This window comes from Paracoccus sp. Z118 (genome assembly GCF_019061185.1).
Classification (GTDB): domain Bacteria; phylum Pseudomonadota; class Alphaproteobacteria; order Rhodobacterales; family Rhodobacteraceae; genus Paracoccus.
This window is the reverse complement of sequence record NZ_JAHQZU010000008.1, coordinates 38,377-59,824: the sequence shown is the minus strand read 5'-3', so window position 1 is coordinate 59,824 and position 21,448 is coordinate 38,377. Positions and strand designations below refer to the sequence as shown.

Genomic DNA, 21,448 nt, shown 5'->3' with positions numbered 1-21,448 from the left:
CCGAAATGGTTACTTCACCTGCTGGCCGTTGGCAAAGATCGAGCCGCCCTCGCGGAATTCAAGCTCGGTCGTCAGCACGTCGCCCCCGTCCGGCGCGGGCGAGGCGAACATCGCCAGCATCATCCGCGCAGCGGTCGCCTGATCCTGCGGCACGAGGCCAAGCTGCATGAGGCTGTCGATCAGCCCGTTCAGCCCCTCGTAACGCGCCGAGATCGTGCCGACCGGCGCGTCCATGCCGCTATCTTCGGGCACCCGCAGATCGCCGGTGGCCGAGACGCTCGCCCCCGCCGCGTCGATGGCGAAGCGGTTGATCGTGACCTCCACCGGCTCATAGGGCGATTCCGGCTCGGCCGCGGCGGTGTCGGTTTCCGGGGTGTCGGCCGTGTTGCCCGAAGGCTGGTCCGCCGTCCCGGCTTCGGGCGCTGCGGCGGTGGTGTCCGTGTCGGCCGCGTCCTCGGCGTCAGCCTCGGCCTCGGCCGCCGCTGCATTCGCCTCGATGAACGCGGGGTCGAAGACGTCCTGCACGACGCGGACCAGCCCGGTCACGTCCAGCTCGAAATTGGCCGGATCGCGGGGCAGCACGCGGCCCTGATCGAACAGATCCCAGATCGCGTCGCCCAAGGCCAGGCCGTTCAAGGAATAGGTCACCTTGAAGGGCTGCGGCTCGTCCGACTGGGTGACGGGCATCTGCAGGCCCATGCTGGTGCCTTCGGTCGAGTAGGTGACGGGGAACGGCATGTCGGCGGAGGTCAGCTCGACATCGGCGGCGTCGCTGTCGAGCTGGAAGTTGACGCCCGACCCGGACATGCCCATCTGCGAGGTCATGCCCGCGACCTCGGCCTTCATCGAGGCCGTGACCGGCGCCCCGTCCTCGCCCACGCCGTTCATGTCGAAGCTGGCCGTCATCGGCCCTGCCTGGAAGTCCGCGGTCATGTCCATCCCGGCCCGCAGGGCGGCGGCCATGTCCTCGTCCATGCTGGCATCGACCGGGAAGCTGCCGCTGCCGGCGCTTTGCAGCGAGGCCATCGACAGCGCGCCACTCGCGGTGAAGTCGCGCCCCTCCTCGTCCTTGCCCGAGACATCCAACACCATGTCGGTCTGGCCCGAGGCGACGTCGAACTCGGCCCGCATCAGATCGCCCTTGGCCATGCGCTGGCTGTAGGTCATGTCGGCCGAGGTGATGCGAACGGGATCGGCGAATGTCTGGTCCTGGGTGCGAACCTCGTCCACGGTCACGGTCAGCGTCGGGATGGAGCCTTCGTCGGTCATGTCCTCGGGCGTGCCCGAGGAGACGACCTCGGCGCCGGGAAGCTGCACGGTGAAGGCGATGTTCACGTCGCGGCCTTCCTCGTCCACGGTGCGCAGGGTGCCGGTGGACTGGTCGGCAAGCCCGGTCCGCACGCGGCCGTCGCCGGTCGCCTGCATCACCACCTGCGGGATGGTGAAGGCGAAATCGCCGTCGGGCATGTCCATGCTGAAGACCACGTCGCCCAGGGTCAGGGTGTCGCCCGCTTCCTCGCGCGAGCCTTCCGCGACGCTGTAGCCGGTGGCCTTGTAGTAATCGACCCAGTTCTGCCAGACTTCCGACGGCGTCACATCCGCGAACGCGGGCGCGGTCAGGGCCAGAAGGGCGAGAGTCGAGCTCGTCATACGGAAATACATGCCGCGTCCTTTCAGATAAGGCGTCAAAAGCGTCAGTTCGCCACGTTGTGGCATAACGGGGTTCTTCGTCCAATGACCAGTTCCATGATTCGGATCCATGAAACCTCGCCCGGCGTGGTCACGCTTGTGTTGGACCGCCCGGACAAGGCGAACGCCCTGACGGCGGACATGCTGGCCGCCCTGACCGAAGCGGTCGAGGGCGCGGGCCGGTCAGGCGCGCGGGCGCTGATCCTGACCGGCGCGGGCAAGGTCTTCTCGGCCGGGGCCGATCTGGACGCGGCGAAGGCGGGGCTTGCCACCTCGCCCGCGTGGGAGCGGCTGTCGGGCGCCATCGCCGCCCTGCCCTGCCTGACGGTGGCGGCGCTGAACGGCACGCTGGCGGGCGGCGCTTTCGGCATGGCGCTGGCCTGCGATCTGCGCATCGCGGTGCCGGGGGCGCGGTTCTTCTATCCGGTGATGCGGCTCGGCTATCTGCCGCAACCCTCGGACCCGGCGCGGCTGGTGGCGCTGGTCGGCCCCGCCCGCGCGGCGATGATCCTGATGGCGGGCGCGAAGATCGACGCGGACGAGGCGCTGGCCTTCGGCCTGATCGACCGCATCGTCCCGCCCGAGGCGCTGATGGACAGCGCGCAGGCGCTTTGCACTGATGCGGCGGCCGCATCCGGCGGGCATGTCGCGGCGATCAGGGCGATGATCCGCGGGGCGTAACCCCGCAGCCGTTCAGATATGGGGCGGCGGGGCGGGGCGGGTCGCGATGAACAGCGACACCAGCGCGAGGACGGCGACCTGGATCAGCCACAGATGCTGCGGCAGGAGGAAGAAGCTGATCCCGAGCCCGCCCGCCATGCTGCCGATCGAGATGACCTTGACCCGGAACGAGATCGCCCGGTGATCCTGCCACTGCCTGATCTGCGGGCCGAAGACGCGGTGGGTCATCAGTCGGCGATGGAAACGCGGCGAGGATCGGGCGAAGCCGAAGGCCGAGAGCAGCAGGAACGGCACCGTGGGCATGATGGGCAGCATCACGCCGATGACCGCAAGGCCAAGGCCGACGAAACCCAGACTTCCCCACAGATACCGCAGCAGCATGTCAGTAGCGGTAATGTTCTGCCTTGAAGGGGCCATCTACGTCTACACCGATATAATCCGCCTGCTCGGGCCGCAGCTTCGTCAGCCTGACCCCGATGCGGTCCAGATGGAGGCGGGCGACCTTCTCATCAAGATGCTTGGGCAGGATGTAGACGCCGGGCTTGTACTCGTCGCCCTTGGTCCAGATCTCGATCTGGGCCAGTACCTGGTTGGTAAAGCTGGCGGACATGACGAAGGACGGATGCCCGGTCGCGTTGCCGAGGTTCAGCAGGCGCCCCTGCGACAGCAGGATGATGCGATTGCCCGAGGGCATCTCGATCATGTCCACCTGATCCTTGATGTTCGTCCATTTGTGGTTGCGAAGGCTGGCCACCTGAATCTCGTTGTCGAAATGGCCGATATTGCCGACGATGGCCATGTCCTTCATCTCGCGCATGTGCTCGATGCGGATCACGTCCTTGTTGCCGGTGGTGGTCACGAAGATGTCGGCGGTGGCGGCCACATCCTCCAGCGTGACGACCTCGAACCCGTCCATCGCCGCCTGAAGGGCGCAGATCGGATCGACCTCGGTCACCTTCACCCGCGCGCCCGCGCCGGCCAGCGAGGCGGCCGAGCCCTTGCCGACGTCGCCATAGCCGCAGACCACGGCGACCTTGCCGGCCATCATCACGTCGGTCGCGCGGCGAATGCCATCGACCAGCGATTCCTTGCAGCCATACTTGTTGTCGAACTTCGACTTCGTGACGCTGTCGTTGACGTTGATCGCCGGGAACGGCAGCAGGCCGCGCTTGTGCAGGTCGTAAAGCCGGTGAACGCCGGTGGTGGTTTCCTCGGAAACGCCGCGCAGGGCATCGCGCTGCTGCGTGAACCAGCCGGGGCTGGCGTCCAGCCGCTCGCGGATCTGGGCGAACAGCGCCTCTTCCTCCTCGCTCGTGGGGGTGGCGATCAGGTCGGTCTCGCCCGCCTCGACCCGCGCGCCCAGCAGGACATAGAGCGTCGCGTCGCCGCCGTCGTCGAGGATCATGTTGGCATGGCCGGGTCGGCCATCTTCCGGGAACTGGAAGATGCGGTCGGTGTAGGCCCAGTATTCCGGCAGCGTCTCGCCTTTGATCGCGAAGACCGGAACGCCGGTCGCGGCGATGGCGGCGGCGGCGTGATCCTGGGTCGAATAGATGTTGCACGAGGCCCAGCGGACCTCGGCGCCAAGCGCCACCAGCGTCTCGATCAGCACGGCGGTCTGGATCGTCATGTGCAGCGAGCCGGCGATCCGCGCGCCCTTCAGGGGCTTGGCCTCGCCATATTCCTGCCGCAGCGCCATCAGGCCGGGCATCTCGGTTTCCGCGATGTCGAGTTCCTTGCGGCCGAAATCGGCCAGCGTGATGTCGCGGATGATCGAACCGGATTCGGTCTGCATGTTACGGCCACCTGAGATGATTGTTTGCGCGCCCGAATGTCACAGCGGGGGCACGGGCGCAATCAAAAGGGCCGTGAGCGGGGCGTTCAGTTCAGCCCCGCCTGCCGGAAGATCGCGGCGGGGTCGGTGCTGTCGTGATAGCCGGTGCCCGAGGCAACGACGCAACTCGTCTGGTCGGCGCGGGTCAGCAGCATGGTCCAGGTTCCCATCTCGGCCGAGCCCCACAGATGCAGCCCGCCCTGCTTGCTCAGGACCAGCCGTTCGCCGAACTCGGAGCCGAGGGCGCCCGCGATCTCGCTGGTGGCGTCGCACCACGGGGTGCCGGCGTCCGACACGCCCGCCGGCAGCGATTCGGCCAAGTCGATCACCTGCCGCGCGCTGAGGCCCGCAACCGCCGACCATGCGCGGATCATCGACTGCTCGCCGCGTGGCTCGACCGCCGACCAGGCGGCGGTGACGGGCAGGGCGGCGGCCGAAACGGCCATCAGCAGGGCGGCGATACGGGTCTTGAACATGGAACCAATCCTTTGGCGGGAGTTGCCTTCCCGCGATGTCAAGAAAAAACGCGCCGGCCATGCCGAAGTTCCGGCGGAATGTGGCCAACCCGCATGACGTCAGGTAAGGCTGCCGTGAGCGCATTGTGAACGGAGCAGGCCAGGTGACTGACCTCGTGGCGGATATCGGCGGCACCAACCTTCGCATCGGAAGGGCCGAAAACGCGCGAATTTCCGGCGTTCAGGTGCATCGCGGGCCGGTCCCGCAAGCCGATCTGGTGCCGCTGCTGCGCGAGACAGGGCACCCCGAGCGCGTCGTGCTTTCGGTTGCTGGTCCGGTCTTCGACGGAATCGGGCGGCTGACCAACCGCGACTGGACCCTGTCCGAAAAGCAGCTCTCGGCCGAGCTTGGCTGCCCGGTGCATGTCGTCAACGACATGGCGGCGACCGGCTTTGCGCTGCCGCTTCTGGGCGAAGACGGGATCGCCCCGATTCGCGACGGCGGCGGCTGGCAAGGAAGCGGACAGTCGCTGGTGGTGAACGCCGGGACCGGCTTCAACATCTGCCCGGTGCGGCGGATCGACGGCCGGACGGTGGTGATCGATTCGGAAACCGGTCACGCCGCCCTGCCCGCCCCGGTCGCGGCGGCGCTGGGCGAGCGGATCGGGGACGCCGCCGCCTTTCCCACCATCGAGCATCTGCTGTCCGGTCCGGGCCTTGCCCGCCTCGCGGCCCTCATGGACGATTCGGTCGTCTTCGCGGCCGAGCTTCTGGGGATGACCTGCGCCGATCTGGCGCTGCGGCACCTGCCGGATGCCGGGCTGTTCCTGACCGGCAGCCCTGCCCGCGCGATGGCCGGGCAGCCCGAGGCGCTGCGGCGCGGGATCGACCGGGTGCTGTCCGGCTCCCTGCCGCCGCATCTGGCCCGGCAGCTCGGGCGGCTGAGGGTGCTTCAGATCACCGACGACCTGGCCCCCTTGCGTGGCTGCGCCGCAATGCTGGCCGAAATATGGGGCGAAAGCCGCCCTTCTTCTGGATTCTGACGGCCGCTGCTGCAAGACTGCCCGGAAACGACAAGACCGAAGCGGGCGGACAGGCAGATGCAGACCAACTTTGGCAAGAACCGGCCCGCGCGTGGCCGGGCGGGTTTTCTCGGTGCCTCGGCCGCGGCGATCTGCGTGGCGGGTATCGGCGCGGCGATCATCGGCAGCGCGTCGGCGCAATCCTTCGGCTCCGGCTCCATCGGCTCGGCCTCGTCGCCCTTTGCGCGGCTGTTCGGCGGCGGCGCGCCGGGGACGAACTCGCCCGTGGACCTGCAATTCCGCATCGGCGGCGAGGACGAAGGGCTGGAGCGGGCGATCCGCAACGGCTCGCTGCTGACCGGCGCGTTGCAGGAAGGCCGTGTCACCGCGCAGGACATGCTCGCCGCCGCGCGGGCCGATTACGCGCGGCTGCTCGCGATCCTCTATGACAATGGCTATTACAGCAACGTCATCGAGATCCGGCTGGACGGGGTCGAGGCCTCGACCATCGCCCCGCTCGACGCGCCCGAGGTCGTGCGGCAGGTGGTCGTCAGCATCGATCCCGGCCCGGCCTTCCGCTACAGCCGCGCCCAGATCGCCCCGCTCGCCCCCGGCACCGAACTGCCGAACGACTATCGCGCCGGCGAAGTCGCCAGCACCTCGGTCATGCGGCAGGCGGCCAATGCGGGCGTCGAAGGCTGGCGTCAGCAGAGCCACGCCAAGGCCGAGGTCGGCGCGACCGACATCACCGCGCATCACCCTTCCGCCACGCTCGACAGCCGCATCGCGCTGGAGCCGGGCCCGGCGCTGCGTTTCGGCCGCCTGACGATCGCGGGAAACGAGCGGATGAACCTCCGCCGGCTCAACAAGATCGCCGGCTTCCCGGAAGGCGAGCCGTTCGACCCCGACGACCTGGAAACCGTGCGCCAGCGCCTGCGCCGCACCGGCGTCTTTTCCGCCATCACCCTGGTGGAGGCGGACAACATCGGCCCAGGCAACACGCTGGACGTTCACCTGACCGTGGTGGAACAGCGCCTGCGCCGGCTGGGCGTCGGGTTCGAGATCAGCTCGCATGACGGGGCCAACGTCTCGGGCTACTGGATGCACCGCAACCTGCTGGGCGGGGGCGAGCGGCTGCGCGTGGACGCCGCCGTGCGCGACATCGGCTCGGGCAGTTCGGGGCGCGATCTGGAGTTCGGGGTCCGCATCGACCGCCCGGCGACGCTGAACCCCGACACCACCGCCTATGTCGAGGCCCGCGCCGCGCGGCTGTATGAGGAAGACTACGATCAGGATCTGGGCATCCTCGGGATCGGCTTCACCTATCACCCCCGCGACGAGTTGACCGCCGATATCGGGCTGCAATACCGCCGTTCGCGCGTCGATGACCACGAAGACGGCACGACCGATTTCGAGGTGCTGGCCCTGCCGATGTCGGTCACATGGGACCGGCGCGAGCCGCTGGAAACCGACGCCAAGCGCGGCTTCTGGCTTCAGGGCGAATTGACGCCGTTCACCGGCTTCGACGAGACCGGCTCGGGCGTCCGGGCGCTTGGCGAGGGGCGGTTCTACCGCAGCTTCGGCGAGGACGACCGCTTCACCTTCGCCGGCCGCGGCCGCGCCGGGTCCATCTTCGGCCCCGACATCGAGGGCACGCCGCGCGAATATCTGTTCTATTCCGGCGGCGGCAGTTCGGTGCGCGGCCAGCCCTATCAATCGCTCGGCGTCGAGGAGATCACCGGCCCCGGCGGCGCCATCAAGACCGGCGGGATGAGCGTCGCCAACGCCACCGCCGAGTTCCGCTTTCAGGTCCGCGAGCGGATCGGGCTGGCGCTGTTCGCCGATGCGGGCCGGGTCTGGACTGAGGAGGCGTTCGGGGGAGAGAGCGACTGGCACGCGGGCGCGGGCGTGGGGGTGCGCTACAACACCCCCATCGGCCCGCTGCGCTTCGACGTGGCCGGGCCGGTCGGCGGCGACACCGGCGAAGGCGTGCAGGTCTATCTGGGCTTGGGGCAGGCATTCTGATGAAACGCATCCTTCTGACGCTGTGGCTGATCCTGTTGCCCGCCTTCGCGCTGGCCCAGACCGAGGCGACCGGCACCGCCACGCCGAACGATCTGGCGACCGACATCGCGGAACTCTCGGAGGAGGTCGAGGATGACCGCGGCTTCCTGACCCGCCTGCTGGAACGCAACCTTTCCGGCGCGGGGCGCAGCGTCGTCATCAACGGCTTCGACGGGGCGCTGTCCTCGCGCGCGACCTTCACCTCGCTCACCGTCGCCGATGCCGAGGGCGTCTGGATCGAGATCCGAAACGGCGCGATCCAGTGGAACCGCTCGGCCCTGTTCGGGCGACGGATCGAGATCCAGGAGCTGTCGGCCGAGGAAATCCTGCTGCCGCGCCTGCCGCAAGGCGAAGGCGAGGCCGCCACGCCGGAAATCACCGAGTTCCAGCTTCCCACCCTGCCGGTCGCCATCGACATCGCCAATATCGCCGTGGGCCGCGCCGTCATCGGCGAGCCGGTGTTCGGCGAGGCCGCGACCGTGTCGGTCAACGGCGCGATGCGGCTCGGCGGCGGTGAGGGCGCGGCCCAGCTTGCCATCGAGCGGGTGGACGGCAAGCGCGGGACCTTCACGCTGGACACCGCGTTCAACAACGAAACCCGCAACCTGCGCCTGAACCTGACGCTGGACGAGGCGGAAGGCGGCCTTTTCGCCAACATGATCGAGCTTTACGACCGCCCGTCGGTCACGGCGGAAATCAGCGGCGAGGGGGCGCTGTCCGACTTCGCCGCCGACATCCGCCTTGCGACGGACGGGCAGGAGCGCGTCACCGGTCGCGTCGCCATCGCGGCGCGCGCGGGCGAGGACGGATCGCCCGGCACCGGCTTCCATGCCGAACTGACGGGCGACGTGGCCAGCCTGCTGCCGCCCGAGAACCGCGCCTTCTTCGGGGCGCAGTCTCAGCTGCTGGCCGAGGGCTGGCGGGGCGAGAACGGCGCGCTGTCGCTGCCGGTGCTGCTGGTGCGGACCGAGGCGCTGGCGCTGACCGGATCGGTCGCGATCAACGACGCGGGCGCGCCGCAGGCGCTGACGCTGCTGCTGTCGCTGGGCGAGGATGCGGGCGCGACCACCCTGCCCGCCCGCCTGCCCACGCGGGGCGAGCCGATCACCGTGCAGTCCGGCAATCTGCAAATCTCCTACGACGCTACGCAGGGCGAGGCATGGACCGCGCGCGGCCGGCTGGGCGACCTGACGCAGGGCGGCAACCGCATCGGCGCGGTGACGCTGGACGGCAGCGGCAGCGTGGTGACCGAGGCCCGCGCGCTGTCGGAACTGCTCGGCCAGATCAGCCTGTCCGCCAAAGGGCTGCAAGCCGCCGATCCGGGCCTTCAGGCCGCCCTGGGCGACGAGATCGAACTGGCGACCGGCTTTCATTTCACCCCCGGCAACGCGCTGGAGCTCAGCGGCTTCCGCCTGACCGGGCAGGATTACGGGCTGTCGGGCGACCTGCTGGCCGACGGGTTGCAAAGCGGCATCACCGTCTCGGGCGAGGTCGGCGCGGCCTATGAGGACCTGTCGCGGCTTTCCACGCTGGCGGACCGTCCGCTGAGCGGGCGGGCCGATGCGACGGTCAGGGGGCTTTATACCGTCCTGTCGCGCGGCTTCGACGGCGAGGCGACGATCGAGGGCACCGACATCAGCGTCGGGCAGGAACAGCTCGACCGGCTGCTGGCGGGCGGCTCGACCATCCATGCCAGCGCCCGGCGCGACGAGACCGGGATCGAGCTGCGCGAGTTCACCGTGAACGCGCAGCGCCTGACCGCCGAGGCGCAGGGCGTCATCAACAGCGACATGGCGGACCTGCGCGCCAATCTGCGCCTGTCGAGCCTGACCGACGCCGACCCGCAGATGGCCGGCAGCCTGTCGGCGGAAGCGGTGGTCAGCGGCGCGCAAGGCACCCGCCGCATCGCCCTGAACGGCGAGGCGGCCGATCTGGAGGTCGGCATCCCCGAACTCGACGGCGCCCTTCAGGGCAACACCAACCTCACCGTGATCGCGCAGCAGGTCGAGGGCGGGTTCCAGGTCGAGCAGCTTCGCCTCGCCAACCCGCAACTGACCGCCGAGGGTCAGGGCAACTTCGCGCCCGGCGCGCTCGACGCCGACCTGCAACTGGCGGTCGAAGATCTGGCGGTGTTCGGGCGCGGCTTCTCGGGCGGGCTGGAGGCGCAGGCATCGGTGACGGAGCAGGACGGCACCCGCTTCCTCGACCTGACCGGCACCGGCGAGGATCTGCGGCTCGGCCAGCAGGACGTGGACGGCGCCCTGACCGGCACCACGCAGCTTCGCCTGCGCGCCTCGCAGACGGCCGAGGGCGTCATCACGGTCGAAACGCTCGATCTTGCCAACCAGCAGATGCAGGCCACGGCCGAGGGCACCTTGGGCGAGGGGCTGGCCGATCTGCGGGCCAGCGTGGACATCCGCTCGCTCGCCGCCTTCGGGCGCGGCTGGGGCGGATCGCTTCAGGCGACGGGGAGCCTTGTCGATGACGGCTCGGGCGCGCGGCGGCTGGAAGTGGACGGGATCGGGCGCGACCTGACGCTGGGGCAGGCGAATGTCGATAGCGCGCTTGGCGGGGAAACCCGGCTAACGGTCCGCGCGGTGGAACGGGACGGCGTCTATACCATCGAGCAGGCGGTGATCGACAATCCGCAGGCGCAGGTGAACGCGACCGGCACCTACGGCCCCGGCCAGACCGACCTTCGGGGCCGCGTGGACCTGCGCAACCTTTCCGCTCTCGGCGTGGGGTGGAGCGGGTCGCTTGCCGCTGACGCCACCTTTGCCGAGGACGGCACCGGCGCGCGGCGCCTGACGCTTGACGGCACCGCCACCGACCTCGCGCTGGGTCAGGCGAACCTGGACGCGGCACTCGCCGGGCAGACGCAACTGGCCGTGCGCGCGGTGGAACGGGACGGCGTCCTGACCATCGAGGACGCGACGGTGCGCAACCCGCGGCTCAGCGTCGATGCCCAAGGCACGCTCGGCGGCGGGCAGACCGACGTGACCGCAAGCGTGAACGCCGCCAATCTCGGCTTTCTGGGGGGCGGCATCGGCGGGGCACTGAACGCGACGGGCCGGCTGATCGACGATGGCAGTGGCGCGCGGCGGATCACCGCCAGCGGCACCGCCGCCGGCCTGTCTGTCGGGCAGGAGCAGGCCGACCTTCTGCTGGCCGGCCAGACCAGCTTCGACCTTGCCGCGACCCAAGGCCCGCGCGGCATCGCCATCGAGCGGCTGATCGCCCGCAACCCCCAGCTTCAGGTGACGGCGGACGGAAGCCCGCAGCAACTGGACGTCAACGCCACGCTCAACGATCTCGCGCTGTTCGTGCCGGGGCTTTCGGGCCCGGCGACCGTGCAGGGCATGGTGGCCCAGAACGGACAGATCGTGCTGGACCTCGCCGCCACGGCGCCCGGCGGCACCCGCGCGCAGATCGCCGGGACGGTGGCCAGCGACGGATCGGGCAGCGACCTGCGGATCACCGGGGCGACGGACGCGGCCATCGCCAACCCGTTCCTGCGCGTCCGCTCGATCCAGGGGCCGGTCAACTTCGACCTGAGAATGCAGGGGCCGCCCTCGATCACGGCGGTCAGCGGCCGCATCACCCTGCCGAGCGCGCAGCTTTCGGACCCCAAGCTGGGGCTGCGGATCGAGGCGCTGACGGCGGCCGCTGACGTCCAGAACGGCGTCATCAACCTGAACGCCTCCGGCAACGTGGCCGCGGGCGGGCGGTTGACCGTGACCGGGCCGGTGGACCTGCGCGGCGGTGGGCCGGTGCTGGACCTGACCGCGATGCTGGACGGCGTCGTGCTGCGCGATCCGAATCTTTACGAGACCGTCGTGGACGGCACCGTGACGATCACCGGCGCGATGGCGGAAGGCCCGCTGATCGCCGGCCGCGTCTTCCTGCGCGAGACGGAGTTCCGCATCCCCTCGACCGGGTTCGGCGGCGCCCGCGACATTCCCGACATCACCCATCTGGGCGACCGCCCGCCGGTCCGCGCCACCCGCGCCCGCGCGGGGCTGCTGCCCTTCCCCGGCGAGGATGCCAGCATGGCCGGGCTCGCCGGGCCGCCCGCCTCGCCGCCGCAGGTGGCGGCGCGGTTCGACCTGACCATCGACGCGCCCAACCAGGTCTTCGTGCGCGGCCGGGGGATCGACGCCGAACTCGGCGGCCAGATCCGGCTGACCGGGGACGCCAGCAACGTCATCCCCATCGGCGAGTTGCAGCTGATCCGGGGCCGCGTCGACCTGCTCGGCAACCGGTTCGAAATGACCGAGGGGCTGATCGAGTTGCAGGGCAGCATGATCCCGGTGATCCGGCTGGTGGCGGAAACCCAGCAGAACGGCATCGTCACCCGCATCATCATCGACGGCGAGGTGCGCGACCCTGAAATCAGCTTTGAATCCGTCCCCGACCTGCCGGAGGAGGAGGTGCTGTCGCAGCTGCTGTTCGGCCGCGGGCTGGAAAGCATCTCGGCCCTGCAGGCCGCGCAGCTTGCGAACGCGCTGGCGGTGCTGGCCGGAGGGGGCAGCGCCGGAATCATCTCGGGCCTGCGCGATTCCTTCGGGCTGGACGATCTGGACCTGACGACCGACGCCGACGGCGACATCTCGGTCCGCGCGGGCAAGTATCTGTCGCGCAACCTCTATACCGACGTGCAGGTCGAGGCGGACGGAACCTCCAAGATCAACCTCAACCTCGACGTGTCGGACACGCTGACGGCGCGCGGCTCGGTCGCCAGCGACGGCGAAAGCACGCTCGGCATCTTCTACGAACGCGACTACTGAGCGGAGACCCCGATGCGCGCCTTCTACCACCCCGAGCAGGTGCTGCACGATCCGCAGCAATACATGCGGCTGGGCCGCGTCTCGGCCCCGAGGGACATTCCCGAGCGGACCGACCGCCTGCTGCAGGCCCTGAGCCGCAAGGGCGCGGAGGTCGAACGGCCGGGTGCGCTGGAAAGCCTCGCCGCAATCCACGCCGTCCACACGCCCGAATATGTCGCGTTCCTTCAGAACGCCTGGGACAGGTGGCAGGAGCTGCCGCCCGACCGCGGCCCCGAGGTCTGGCCCGCGACCTTTCCCTATTGGAGCGGGCGGCCCGAACAGGACAGCCGCCCGCCCTGCCCCGCCTCGGGCCTTCTGGGGCAGATCGGCTGGTATCTGGGCGACATGTCGGTGCCGGTCGGGCCGAACTGCTGGACCTCGACCCTGCGCTCGGCCGAGACGGCGGTGGCCGCCGCCGATGCGGTGATCGGCGGCGAGCGGATGGCCTATGCGCTCTGCCGTCCCTCGGGGCACCACGCCCGCGCCGACCGGGCCTCGGGCTTCTGCTATCTGAACAACAGCGCCATTGCGGCGCAGCGGATGATCGGCGCAGGGATGGCGCGGGTCGCGATCCTCGACGTGGACGCCCATCACGGCGACGGCACGCAGCAGATCTTCTACAACCGGCCGGACGTGCTGACTGTCTCGATCCACGCCGACCCGGACAACTACTACCCTTTTTACACCGGCTACGCGCAGGAGACGGGCAGCGGCGCGGGCGAGGGCTTCAACCTGAACCTTCCCCTGCCCCACGGCAGCGGCATCAGGGCGATGGAGCAGGCGCTGGACACCGCCGCGACCCGCATCCGCGATTTCGCCCCGCAGGCGCTGGTTCTGGCGCTGGGGTTCGACGCCCATCGCGACGATCCCATCGGGGTGCTGGACCTGATGGCGGGCGACTTCGCCCTGATCGGCCGCGCGGTCGCGGCGCTGGGTCTGCCGACGCTTGCCGTGCAGGAAGGCGGCTACGCCGTCGAGGCGATCGGCGACTGCCTGGGCGCGTTCCTGTCGGGTCTGGACGGGTGACGGATCACTGAACCGATCCGATGTGATTTGAGGAGGCCCGGCCGCAGGCGTATGATGACGCCGCGCCGGTCATCGGCGCCTTTCGTCGGGAGGCGAAAATGGGCCGTCATTACATCGACTGCCGCGAAGTCCCGAGTGACTCGAACTGCACCCTCGCCCTCTCCGCTGACACCGAGGACGAGCTGGAGAGCGCCGCCGCCCAGCACGCGGTGGCCGTCCACGGCCATCAGGACACGCCGGAGCTGCGGGCCGAGATCCGCAAGGCCATGCATGCGGGCAACCCGCCCGCGTGAACCGCGAGGCCCGAGGCGCGCCGCCGCCGGTCAGATCTCGACTGGCACCAGCACCTCGGGCTCGCGCACGTCCACATCCGGCAGCGCGGCCTTCAGCTCGCCGGCGTCCTGCGCCAGCAGCGGGAAGGTCTTGTAGTGGCTGGGGAACACCGTCTTGAAGTTGAAGTAGCGCTTGGCCGCATAGGCCGCCCGCTCCATGTCCATGGTGTAATGCCCGCCCGCGGCAAGGATGCCGATGTCGGGTTTGTGCAGGTCGCCCATCCACTCCATATCGGCCATGATGTCGGTGTCGCCGCTGAAATAGATCACGTGCCCTTCGCCCGCGATCATGTACCCCGACTCGTGCCCGGCATAGACCGGCCCGCTCCGGCCATCCATCGAGGATGAGTGGCTGGCATTGACCATCGTGACCTTCGCCCCGCCCAGGTTCACGGTGCCGCCCTTGTTGAAATCGATCCCGTCGATCCCCTCGAATTTCTTCCAGTAGCCGATCAGATCCGCGATCCCCGCGACAGGGATCTTCGCCTTCTTTGCGATCGCCACCGCATCGCCGGTGTGATCGCCATGGCCGTGGGTCAGCAGGATATGGGTCGCGCCTTCGGTCGCCTCATCCCGGCGGTCCTGGGGAAAAGCGGGATTCCCGTCGAACCAAGGGTCCACCAGGATCACCGCCTGCTCGATCTCGATGCGCCAGCCGCCGTGGCTCAGCCAGGTCAGTTTCATCGCGTCCTCCTTGCGTCGCCCTCCCGCTCCGCGCGGGTTGCAGGGTCCGTGCGCGGACGGTAAACCGCGCTGAAGCGAAAGGAAAACCCCTCATGGCGATTACCGAAGCCGAGGCCCGGAAGGTCGCGCATCTGGCGCGGATCGCGGTCGATGACGCGGCGCTGCCCGCCCTGGCGGCCGAGTTGAACGGCATCCTGCATTTCATGGAGCAGTTGAACGAAGTGGACGTGGATGGCGTCGAGCCGATGACCGGGGTCGAGCGGATGCGCCTGAAGCGGCGCGAGGACGTCGTGACCGACGGCGACATGCAGGACCGCATCCTGCGCAACGCGCCCGACGCGCGCGAGGGGTTCTTTGCCGTGCCGAAGGTGGTGGAATGAGCCTGAACGAACTGACCATCACCGAGGCGCGCGAGCGCCTGCGCAAGGGCGAGCTGACCGCCGCCGAGCTGACCGAGGGCTGCCTTGCCGCCGTCGAGGCGGGCGGCGCGCTGAACGCCTTCGTCCACCACACGGCCGACATCGCCCGCGCACAGGCCGAGGCCGCCGACGAGCGGCTGCGGACCGGCGACGCGCCGTCGATGTGCGGTATTCCGGTGGGGATCAAGGATCTGTTCTGCACGCGCGGCGTGCCGTCGCAGGCGGCCTCGCGCATCCTCGAAGGGTTCCTGCCCGAATACGAATCCACCGTGACGCAGAACCTGTTCGACGCCGGCGCGGTGATGCTGGGCAAGCTGAACATGGACGAATTCGCCATGGGCTCGTCGAACGAGACCAGCGTCTATGGCGATGCGGTGAACCCGTGGAAGGTGGACGAGCGCAAGCTGACGCCGGGCGGATCGTCGGGCGGGTCGGCGGCGGCGGTGGCGGCGGATCTGTGCCTTGCCGCGACCGGCACCGATACGGGCGGCTCGATCCGCCAGCCTGCGGCCTTCACCGGGATCGTGGGGCTGAAGCCGACCTATGGCCGGGTGTCGCGCTGGGGGACGATCGCGTTCGCCTCGTCGCTGGACCAGGCCGGGCCGATGACCAAGACGGTGCGCGACGCGGCGATCATGCTGGGGGCGATGGCCTCGGTCGATCCGAAGGATTCGACCAGCGCCGACCGCGAGGTGCCCGATTACGAAGCAGCCCTGACCGGCGACATCCGCGGCAAGAAGATCGGCATCCCCCGCGAATACCGGATGGAGGGAATGCCGGCGGAGATCGAGGCGCTGTGGAAACGCGGCGCCGAGATGCTGCGCGACGCGGGCGCCGAGATCGTGGACATCAGCCTGCCGCACACGAAATACGCGCTGCCCGCCTATTACGTCATCGCCCCGGCCGAGGCCTCGTCCAACCTCGCCCGCTATGACGGCGTGCGTTACGGCCGCCGCGCGAAACTCGCGGCCGGCGATGGCGTGACGGAGATGTATGAAAGAACCCGCGCCGAAGGCTTCGGCCACGAGGTTCAGCGCCGGGTGATGATCGGGACCTATGTCCTGTCGGCGGGTTTCTACGACGCCTATTACAACCGTGCGCGCAAGGTCCGCGCGCTCATCAAGCGCGACTTCGATCAGGCTTTCGCCGAAGGGATCGACACGATCCTGACGCCGGCGACCCCCTCGGCCGCGTTCGGCCTGGGCGAGATGAACGATGCCGATCCGGTCGAGATGTATCTGAATGACGTCTTTACGGTCACCGTAAACCTTGCCGGACTGCCGGGGCTTTCCGTTCCGGTCGGATTGGGTGAAAAAGGATTGCCGCTGGGTCTGCAACTGATCGGGCGGCCGTGGGAGGAAGGGAGCCTGCTCAACTACGGGTCGGTTCTGGAACGTGCGGCGGGATTTGTCGCCAAGCCCGACCGCTGGTGGTAAGCTGAGCCCAAGGGGCGAGGAGATTATGATGCGCAGTCTGATCCTGGTAACCGTCCTCGCCCTCGCCGCCTGTTCCGGCGAGAACGGCGGCTGGAACCCGAACTACAAGGCCCACGCCACGCCCTATGGCGACTATCTGCGCGCGCGGGAAAACGCGCTGATGGGCCGCCAGGACGAGCCGCCGCGCATCATTCCGGTGGCCCTGCCCATCAAGGCACCGACCGCTGCCGAGATCGCCGGACCCAGCCCGGTCCAGATGCTCGAGCGCGGAACGACCGAGTTCGGCACCACGATCGGCCTGCCGCCCCCGCAGCGGCGCGTCCTGCGCCCGCGCGGCGCGCCGGCCGTCGATCCGCATCTGCACCCGGCGATGTATCCGGCGGCGCAGCCCCAGACCGTCGTCGCCGTGCCCGTCGCCCGGACCCAGACCGTCGTGGTGGCGACCCCCGCGCCGCAGGCGCCGCTGCTGGTCCGCTATGCCGCCGCGAACGGCCATAACCCCGGCACCCGCGTCTGGCAGCGCGGCAGCGCCTCCAACCCGCAGGCCTGCGCTGCCTATGCCGACGCGGCCGCGGCCCAGACCGCTTTCATCATGCGGGGCGGCCCGGCGCAGGATCCGATGGGGCTGGACGCCGACGGCGACGGCTACGTCTGCGGATGGAACCCGGCGGCGTATCGTCAAGCGGCGCGTTGACCTTCCCTTCGCCGAATCACGGCGAAAGGCGCGGAGTCCAGCGGCCCGACCTGATCGTGCTGCATTACACGGGAATGGCCGATGCCGCGTCGGCCCGCGCCCGGCTCTGCGATCCCGAGGCCGAGGTTTCCGCCCATTGGCTGCTGCATGAGGATGGCCGCGCCGAGCCGCTGGTCGCGGAGGATCGCCGCGCCTGGCATGCGGGCGCGGGCTCGTGGCGAGGGCGCGGCGACGTCAACTCCCACTCGATCGGCATCGAGATCGTGAACCCCGGCGACCGCCCCTTCCCCGCCGCCCAGATGGCGGGGCTGGAGCGGCTGCTGCGGGACATCATGGGGCGCTGGGGCATCGGCCCTGCGGGCGTCATCGGCCATTCCGACATGGCGCCCGGCCGCAAGACCGACCCCGGCCCGCGTTTCGACTGGCGCCGCCTCGCCCGCGAGGGGCTGGCGATCTGGCCCGACACGCCCCAGGAAGGCAACCCGCCGCCGCTCGAAGACAGCCTGACCCGCATCGGCTATCCCCCGGCGGACGCGCAGACCCGCCTCGCCGCCTTCCGGGCGCGGTTCCATCCCGGAGCCGAGGGACCGGAAAGCGACGCCGACCGCTCGGTCGCGGCGGCTGTGGCAAGCTTGCCACAGCTTGGGGAAACGCTCGCCTGATTGCGCCCTGAACAGACGAATCACGCGCCGGGCCGTGATCCCGTTAAAGGATGATTAACCATTAACGCCGAAAAAGCTGTCAATGACGGCCGCTGAATGGTCGTGTCAAGCGAGGCAGCGAGATGGCAACCGGCACTTACAAGATAACGATGCTTACCTTCACGAGCCCGGTCACGATGACTTCGGGGCAACAGCCATTCAAGCCGGCCGAAAAATTCTCAGCGACGCAAACCAAGGTCACTCAAATTGAAGTGCTCGACGACGACGGCACTTTCGACACGATTTCTCGGTTCTACTATGAGGACAAGACATTTCAGACCTTGGCCGCCCCAGCCGAGTTCCAGGATGGGAAGGTCACTGCCGCGGGGGCCCGGCTGGGTGTCTGGAGCTACACCAGGATAGAAGAACTCGAGGACAACCAGCCCACCGGAAATTTCTTCTACGCACTGTTCCCCCGTCATTTCAAGAATGAATACGGCAGCAACGATTTGCTGGGCAACCAGCACAGCGTTCTGATCATCCCTGCTCCCAAGGTGAATGCAGCAGGGGACACGGCCTATCCCGTATTCGATCGGACGGCGACCTATCAGGTCCGCGAACATATTCAGATCAGCCAGACGAACTCCCGGCTGACCTACGCGCCGCAATGCTTCACCACCGGCACGCTGATCGAATGCGACAGCGGTCCCCGCCGGATCGAGACGATCCGCCCCGGCGATCTCGTCCGCACCCGCGACAACGGGCTCCGCCGGGTCCGGTGGATTGGCGGGCGCACGCTCGACGCGGCGGCGCTGGACCTGAATCCCGCCCTCCGCCCGATCCGCATCCGTGTCGGCGCATTGGGGAACGGTCTGCCGCGCCGTGATCTGACCGTCTCGCCGCAGCATCGGGTGCTGGTGCAATCCACCCTCACCCGCCAGCTCTGCGGCGAACCGCAGGTGCTGGTCGCCGCCAAGCACCTGACCGACATCGACGGGATCGAGGTCGTCCGCACCGCCACCGACGTCACCTACTGGCACATGCTGCTCGACGGGCACGAGCTTGTCCGCTCCAACGGCGCCTGGACCGAAACGCTGTATACCGGGCCGGAGGCGATGAAATCGCTCGCCCCTGCCGCCCGGCGCGAGATCCTGACGCTGTTCCCCGAACTCGCGAACGGCGAGCCGATCAGCCCGCCCGCCCGGCCGTTCCTGAAGGGCCGAGACGGCCGCAAGATCGCCCGCCACCACGCCCGCCAAAGCGCGGAACTGGTCGAGATGTAGGCGTCACCTGACGGAGATGCGCGACCAGCTGTCGGCGACGGCCTTGACCGCCCCGCCGATGCGCCGCACAAGCTTTCCATGCTGATCTACAAAGTCCTGCGGGCCGCGGAATGGGCCACCCTGCGCGAGCGCGGCGAAACCGCCGGGGCCCCCGTCGATGTGCAGGACGGCTTCGTCCATTTCTCGACCGCCGCGCAACTGCCGGAAACCCTGCGCCGCCACTTCGCCGGGCAGGACGGGCTGCAACTGCTCGCCTGCGACGCCGCCCTCCTCGGCCCCGTCCTGAAATGGGAACCGTCGCGCGGCGGCGACATGTTCCCCCATCTCTACCGTCCGCTGCGGATGGGGGACATCACCTGGCACCGCCCCCTTCCCCTCGGCCCGAACGGCCACGATCCCGGATCGCTGGAATGACGCTGATCGAGCGCATGGGCCTTTCCGCCCTGCACCGCATGGACCCCGAGCGGGCGCATGATCTGTCGTTGACCCTGCTCGCCCGCCGGCTGGTGCCGCTCGCGGGCGCTCCGGTCTCGACCCCGCGCCTGCGCACCGATCTGGCGGGCCTCGACCTGCCGAACCCGATCGGTCTCGCCGCCGGCTACGACAAGAATGCCCGCGCCATCGGCCCGCTGTCCCGCGCGGGTTTCGGCTTCATCGAGGTCGGCGCCGCCACCCCGCGCCCGCAGCCGGGCAACCCGAAGCCGCGCCTCTTCCGGCTGAAGGACGATCGCGCCGTCATCAACCGCTTCGGCTTCAACAACGACGGCGCGGGCGCCATCCGCGACCGCCTGACCCGGCGGCAGCCCGGCATCCCCGTCGGCCTCAACATCGGCGCCAACAAGGACAGCCCCGACCGCGCCGCCGACTTCGCCGAGGTGACGCGCCTCTGTGCCCCGCATGTCGATTTCCTGACCGTCAATGTCAGCTCGCCCAACACCGAAAAGCTGCGCGACCTTCAGGGTGCCGAGGCCCTCTCGGCCCTGCTCGCCGGTGTGGTCGCGGCGCGCGAGCAGTCCGGCGCCCGCCCCCCCATCTTCGTCAAGATCGCCCCCGATCTGGATGAAGCGGCGCTGCACGAACTCGCCGCCGCGATCATGGGCAGCGGGGTGGACGGCATCATCGCCACCAACACCACGCTGTCCCGCGACGGCCTGACCGACCCGCAAGCCGCGCAGGCGGGCGGCCTCTCCGGCGCGCCGCTGTTCGACCGCTCCACTCGCATCCTCGCGCGGCTCTATCTGCTGACCGAGGGCCGCCTGCCGATCATCGGGGTCGGCGGCATCGGCAGCGCGCAGCAGGCGTGGGACAAGATCGCCGCAGGCGCGACCGCCGTGCAGCTTTATTCCGCGCTGGTCTATCAGGGCCTCTCGCTGATCCCCCGCATCGCCCGCGAACTTGACGCGATGGCGCAGGCAAGCGGCCTCGCCCGGATCGCGGACCTCACCGGGCGCGAGGCCGAACGCTGGGCCGCGACTCAGCCCGCCTGATCGACCCGCACCAGCTGGTTCATCGATTCCGACGGATGCTCGCAGCCGGCATCGCCCACGATCCGCGCCGGAACGCCCGCGACCGTCTTGCAGGGCGGAACGTCCTCCAGCACGACCGAGCCCGCCGCGATCCGGCTGCTGTGACCGACCCGGATGTTCCCCAGCACCTTCGCGCCTGCGCCGATCAGCACCCCGTCTTCGATCTTGGGATGGCGGTCGCCGTCTTCCTTGCCGGTGCCGCCCAGCGTGACCGAATGCAGCATCGACACGTCATTGCCGACGACCGCCGTTTCCCCGATCACGATGGAATGGGCGTGGTCGAACATCACACCGCTGCCGATCCGGGCGGCGGGGTGGATATCCACCCCGAACAGCTCCGAGCAGCGCATCTGCACGAAATAGGCCATGTCGCGGCGGCCGTTGTTCCACAGCCAATGCCCGATCCGATAGCCCTGAAGCGCCTGGAAGCCCTTGAAGAACAGCATCGGCTGCATCAGCCGGTGGCAGGCCGGGTCGCGCTCGTACACCGCCTGCAGGTCAAGCTGCCCCGCATCCGCCAGCTCCGGCGCGCGGGCATGGGCGTCGTCCGCGATCTCGCGCAGGATCTGCTCGCTCATCTCGTTGGACGCCAGCTTCAGCGAAAAGCGATAGGCCAGCGCCGCCTGGAACGTGCCGTGATGCAGCAGCCCCGCATGGATCAGCGCGCCCAGCAGCGGCTCGTCCTGCACGACATGCGCGGCCTCGTCGCGGATCTGCCGCCACAGCGCCGCGCGGGTAAGACCCTGCGTCGATATCTTGGTCGGACGCCGCGCCAGCGTCGAACTGTCCAGCCCCTGTCCATCCATGGCGAGACCCCCCAATCGGTTCAGGCCCTC

At 69.2% G+C, this 21,448-nt stretch carries 19 protein-coding genes; 13 read left to right on the top strand and 6 right to left on the bottom strand.

The annotated features are described in order from the left end of the window. Positions 1-9: 9 nt before the first annotated feature. Positions 10-846, bottom strand: a complete 837-nt coding sequence (locus KTN05_RS18660) for a DUF2125 domain-containing protein (protein ID WP_371823318.1) — start codon at positions 844-846, stop codon at positions 10-12. Between the two features lie 900 nt (positions 847-1,746). On the opposite strand from KTN05_RS18660, the gene KTN05_RS08880 reads away from it, so the two are divergent. Beyond that, complete coding sequence (locus KTN05_RS08880; protein ID WP_217329037.1) at positions 1,747-2,370, top strand: enoyl-CoA hydratase/isomerase family protein; 624 nt, start codon at positions 1,747-1,749, stop codon at positions 2,368-2,370. Positions 2,371-2,382: 12 nt separating this feature from the next. Here KTN05_RS08880 and KTN05_RS08875 read toward each other — a convergent pair whose 3' ends face one another. The 3 genes from KTN05_RS08875 to KTN05_RS08865 all read right to left on the bottom strand — a co-directional run bounded on the left by KTN05_RS08875 (position 2,383) and on the right by KTN05_RS08865 (position 4,680). Continuing rightward, a complete protein-coding gene (locus tag KTN05_RS08875) occupies positions 2,383-2,751 on the bottom strand; it encodes a YbaN family protein (RefSeq protein ID WP_371823314.1) in 369 nt (122 codons plus the stop codon). Between the two features lies 1 nt (position 2,752). Further along, positions 2,753-4,165 carry an adenosylhomocysteinase gene (gene ahcY, locus KTN05_RS08870; RefSeq protein ID WP_217329036.1) on the bottom strand — a complete coding sequence of 471 codons (1,413 nt, stop codon included), beginning with the start codon at positions 4,163-4,165 and terminating at the stop codon, positions 2,753-2,755. A gap of 86 nt (positions 4,166-4,251) precedes the next feature. Further along, on the bottom strand, positions 4,252-4,680 hold the full coding sequence (locus KTN05_RS08865) for a hypothetical protein (protein ID WP_217329035.1): 429 nt from the start codon (positions 4,678-4,680) through the stop codon (positions 4,252-4,254). A 143-nt stretch (positions 4,681-4,823) separates the two neighbouring features. Here KTN05_RS08865 and KTN05_RS08860 point away from each other — a divergent pair, with 143 nt between their 5' ends. From KTN05_RS08860 to KTN05_RS08840, 5 genes are all read left to right on the top strand, one after another. Continuing rightward, the gene (locus KTN05_RS08860; RefSeq protein WP_217329034.1) at positions 4,824-5,702 is read left to right on the top strand and encodes a glucokinase; all 879 of its coding nucleotides are present in this window, start codon (positions 4,824-4,826) and stop codon (positions 5,700-5,702) included. A 57-nt stretch (positions 5,703-5,759) separates the two neighbouring features. Beyond that, positions 5,760-7,706, top strand: a complete 1,947-nt coding sequence (locus tag KTN05_RS08855; RefSeq protein WP_217329033.1) for an autotransporter assembly complex family protein — start codon at positions 5,760-5,762, stop codon at positions 7,704-7,706. Then, complete coding sequence (locus KTN05_RS08850) at positions 7,706-12,532, top strand: translocation/assembly module TamB domain-containing protein (RefSeq protein ID WP_217329032.1); 4,827 nt, start codon at positions 7,706-7,708, stop codon at positions 12,530-12,532. The genes KTN05_RS08855 and KTN05_RS08850 overlap by 1 nt, the downstream gene beginning before the upstream one ends. A gap of 12 nt (positions 12,533-12,544) precedes the next feature. Continuing rightward, entirely contained in the window at positions 12,545-13,597 is a 1,053-nt protein-coding gene (locus KTN05_RS08845) for a histone deacetylase family protein (protein ID WP_217329031.1), read from the top strand. Between the two features lie 98 nt (positions 13,598-13,695). Then, positions 13,696-13,890, top strand: a complete 195-nt coding sequence (locus KTN05_RS08840) for a DUF1059 domain-containing protein (RefSeq protein ID WP_217329030.1) — start codon at positions 13,696-13,698, stop codon at positions 13,888-13,890. Positions 13,891-13,920: 30 nt separating this feature from the next. On the opposite strand, the gene KTN05_RS08835 is transcribed toward KTN05_RS08840, so the two are convergent. Continuing rightward, a complete protein-coding gene (locus KTN05_RS08835) occupies positions 13,921-14,613 on the bottom strand; it encodes a metal-dependent hydrolase (RefSeq protein ID WP_217329029.1) in 693 nt (230 codons plus the stop codon). A 92-nt stretch (positions 14,614-14,705) separates the two neighbouring features. Between KTN05_RS08835 and gatC the strand changes: the two genes are divergently transcribed. The 7 genes from gatC (at position 14,706) to KTN05_RS08800 (ending at position 20,573) form a co-directional block, all read left to right on the top strand. After that, entirely contained in the window at positions 14,706-14,993 is a 288-nt protein-coding gene (gene gatC / locus KTN05_RS08830) for an Asp-tRNA(Asn)/Glu-tRNA(Gln) amidotransferase subunit GatC (RefSeq protein WP_217329028.1), read from the top strand. Further along, positions 14,990-16,468, top strand: a complete 1,479-nt coding sequence (gene gatA / locus KTN05_RS08825) for an Asp-tRNA(Asn)/Glu-tRNA(Gln) amidotransferase subunit GatA (RefSeq protein ID WP_217329027.1) — start codon at positions 14,990-14,992, stop codon at positions 16,466-16,468. The genes gatC and gatA overlap by 4 nt, the downstream gene beginning before the upstream one ends. Before the next feature lie 28 nt (positions 16,469-16,496). Then, the gene (locus tag KTN05_RS08820; RefSeq protein ID WP_217329026.1) at positions 16,497-17,162 is read left to right on the top strand and encodes a hypothetical protein; all 666 of its coding nucleotides are present in this window, start codon (positions 16,497-16,499) and stop codon (positions 17,160-17,162) included. Further along, complete coding sequence (locus tag KTN05_RS08815) at positions 17,126-17,824, top strand: N-acetylmuramoyl-L-alanine amidase (RefSeq protein WP_217329025.1); 699 nt, start codon at positions 17,126-17,128, stop codon at positions 17,822-17,824. Before KTN05_RS08820 ends, KTN05_RS08815 begins: the two co-directional genes overlap by 37 nt. Before the next feature lie 122 nt (positions 17,825-17,946). Beyond that, on the top strand, positions 17,947-19,086 hold the full coding sequence (locus KTN05_RS08810; protein WP_217329024.1) for a Hint domain-containing protein: 1,140 nt from the start codon (positions 17,947-17,949) through the stop codon (positions 19,084-19,086). A 78-nt stretch (positions 19,087-19,164) separates the two neighbouring features. Then, complete coding sequence (locus tag KTN05_RS08805; RefSeq protein WP_217329023.1) at positions 19,165-19,500, top strand: DUF952 domain-containing protein; 336 nt, start codon at positions 19,165-19,167, stop codon at positions 19,498-19,500. Next, positions 19,497-20,573 (top strand): quinone-dependent dihydroorotate dehydrogenase, encoded by a 1,077-nt coding sequence (locus KTN05_RS08800; RefSeq protein WP_217329022.1) that lies wholly within the window; start codon positions 19,497-19,499, stop codon positions 20,571-20,573. Before KTN05_RS08805 ends, KTN05_RS08800 begins: the two co-directional genes overlap by 4 nt. Here the strand turns inward: KTN05_RS08800 and cysE are convergent. Further along, positions 20,561-21,418, bottom strand: a complete 858-nt coding sequence (gene cysE / locus KTN05_RS08795) for a serine O-acetyltransferase (RefSeq protein ID WP_217329021.1) — start codon at positions 21,416-21,418, stop codon at positions 20,561-20,563. The two genes, KTN05_RS08800 and cysE, sit on opposite strands and share 13 nt — an antisense overlap. Between the last annotated feature and the right edge of the window lie 30 nt (positions 21,419-21,448).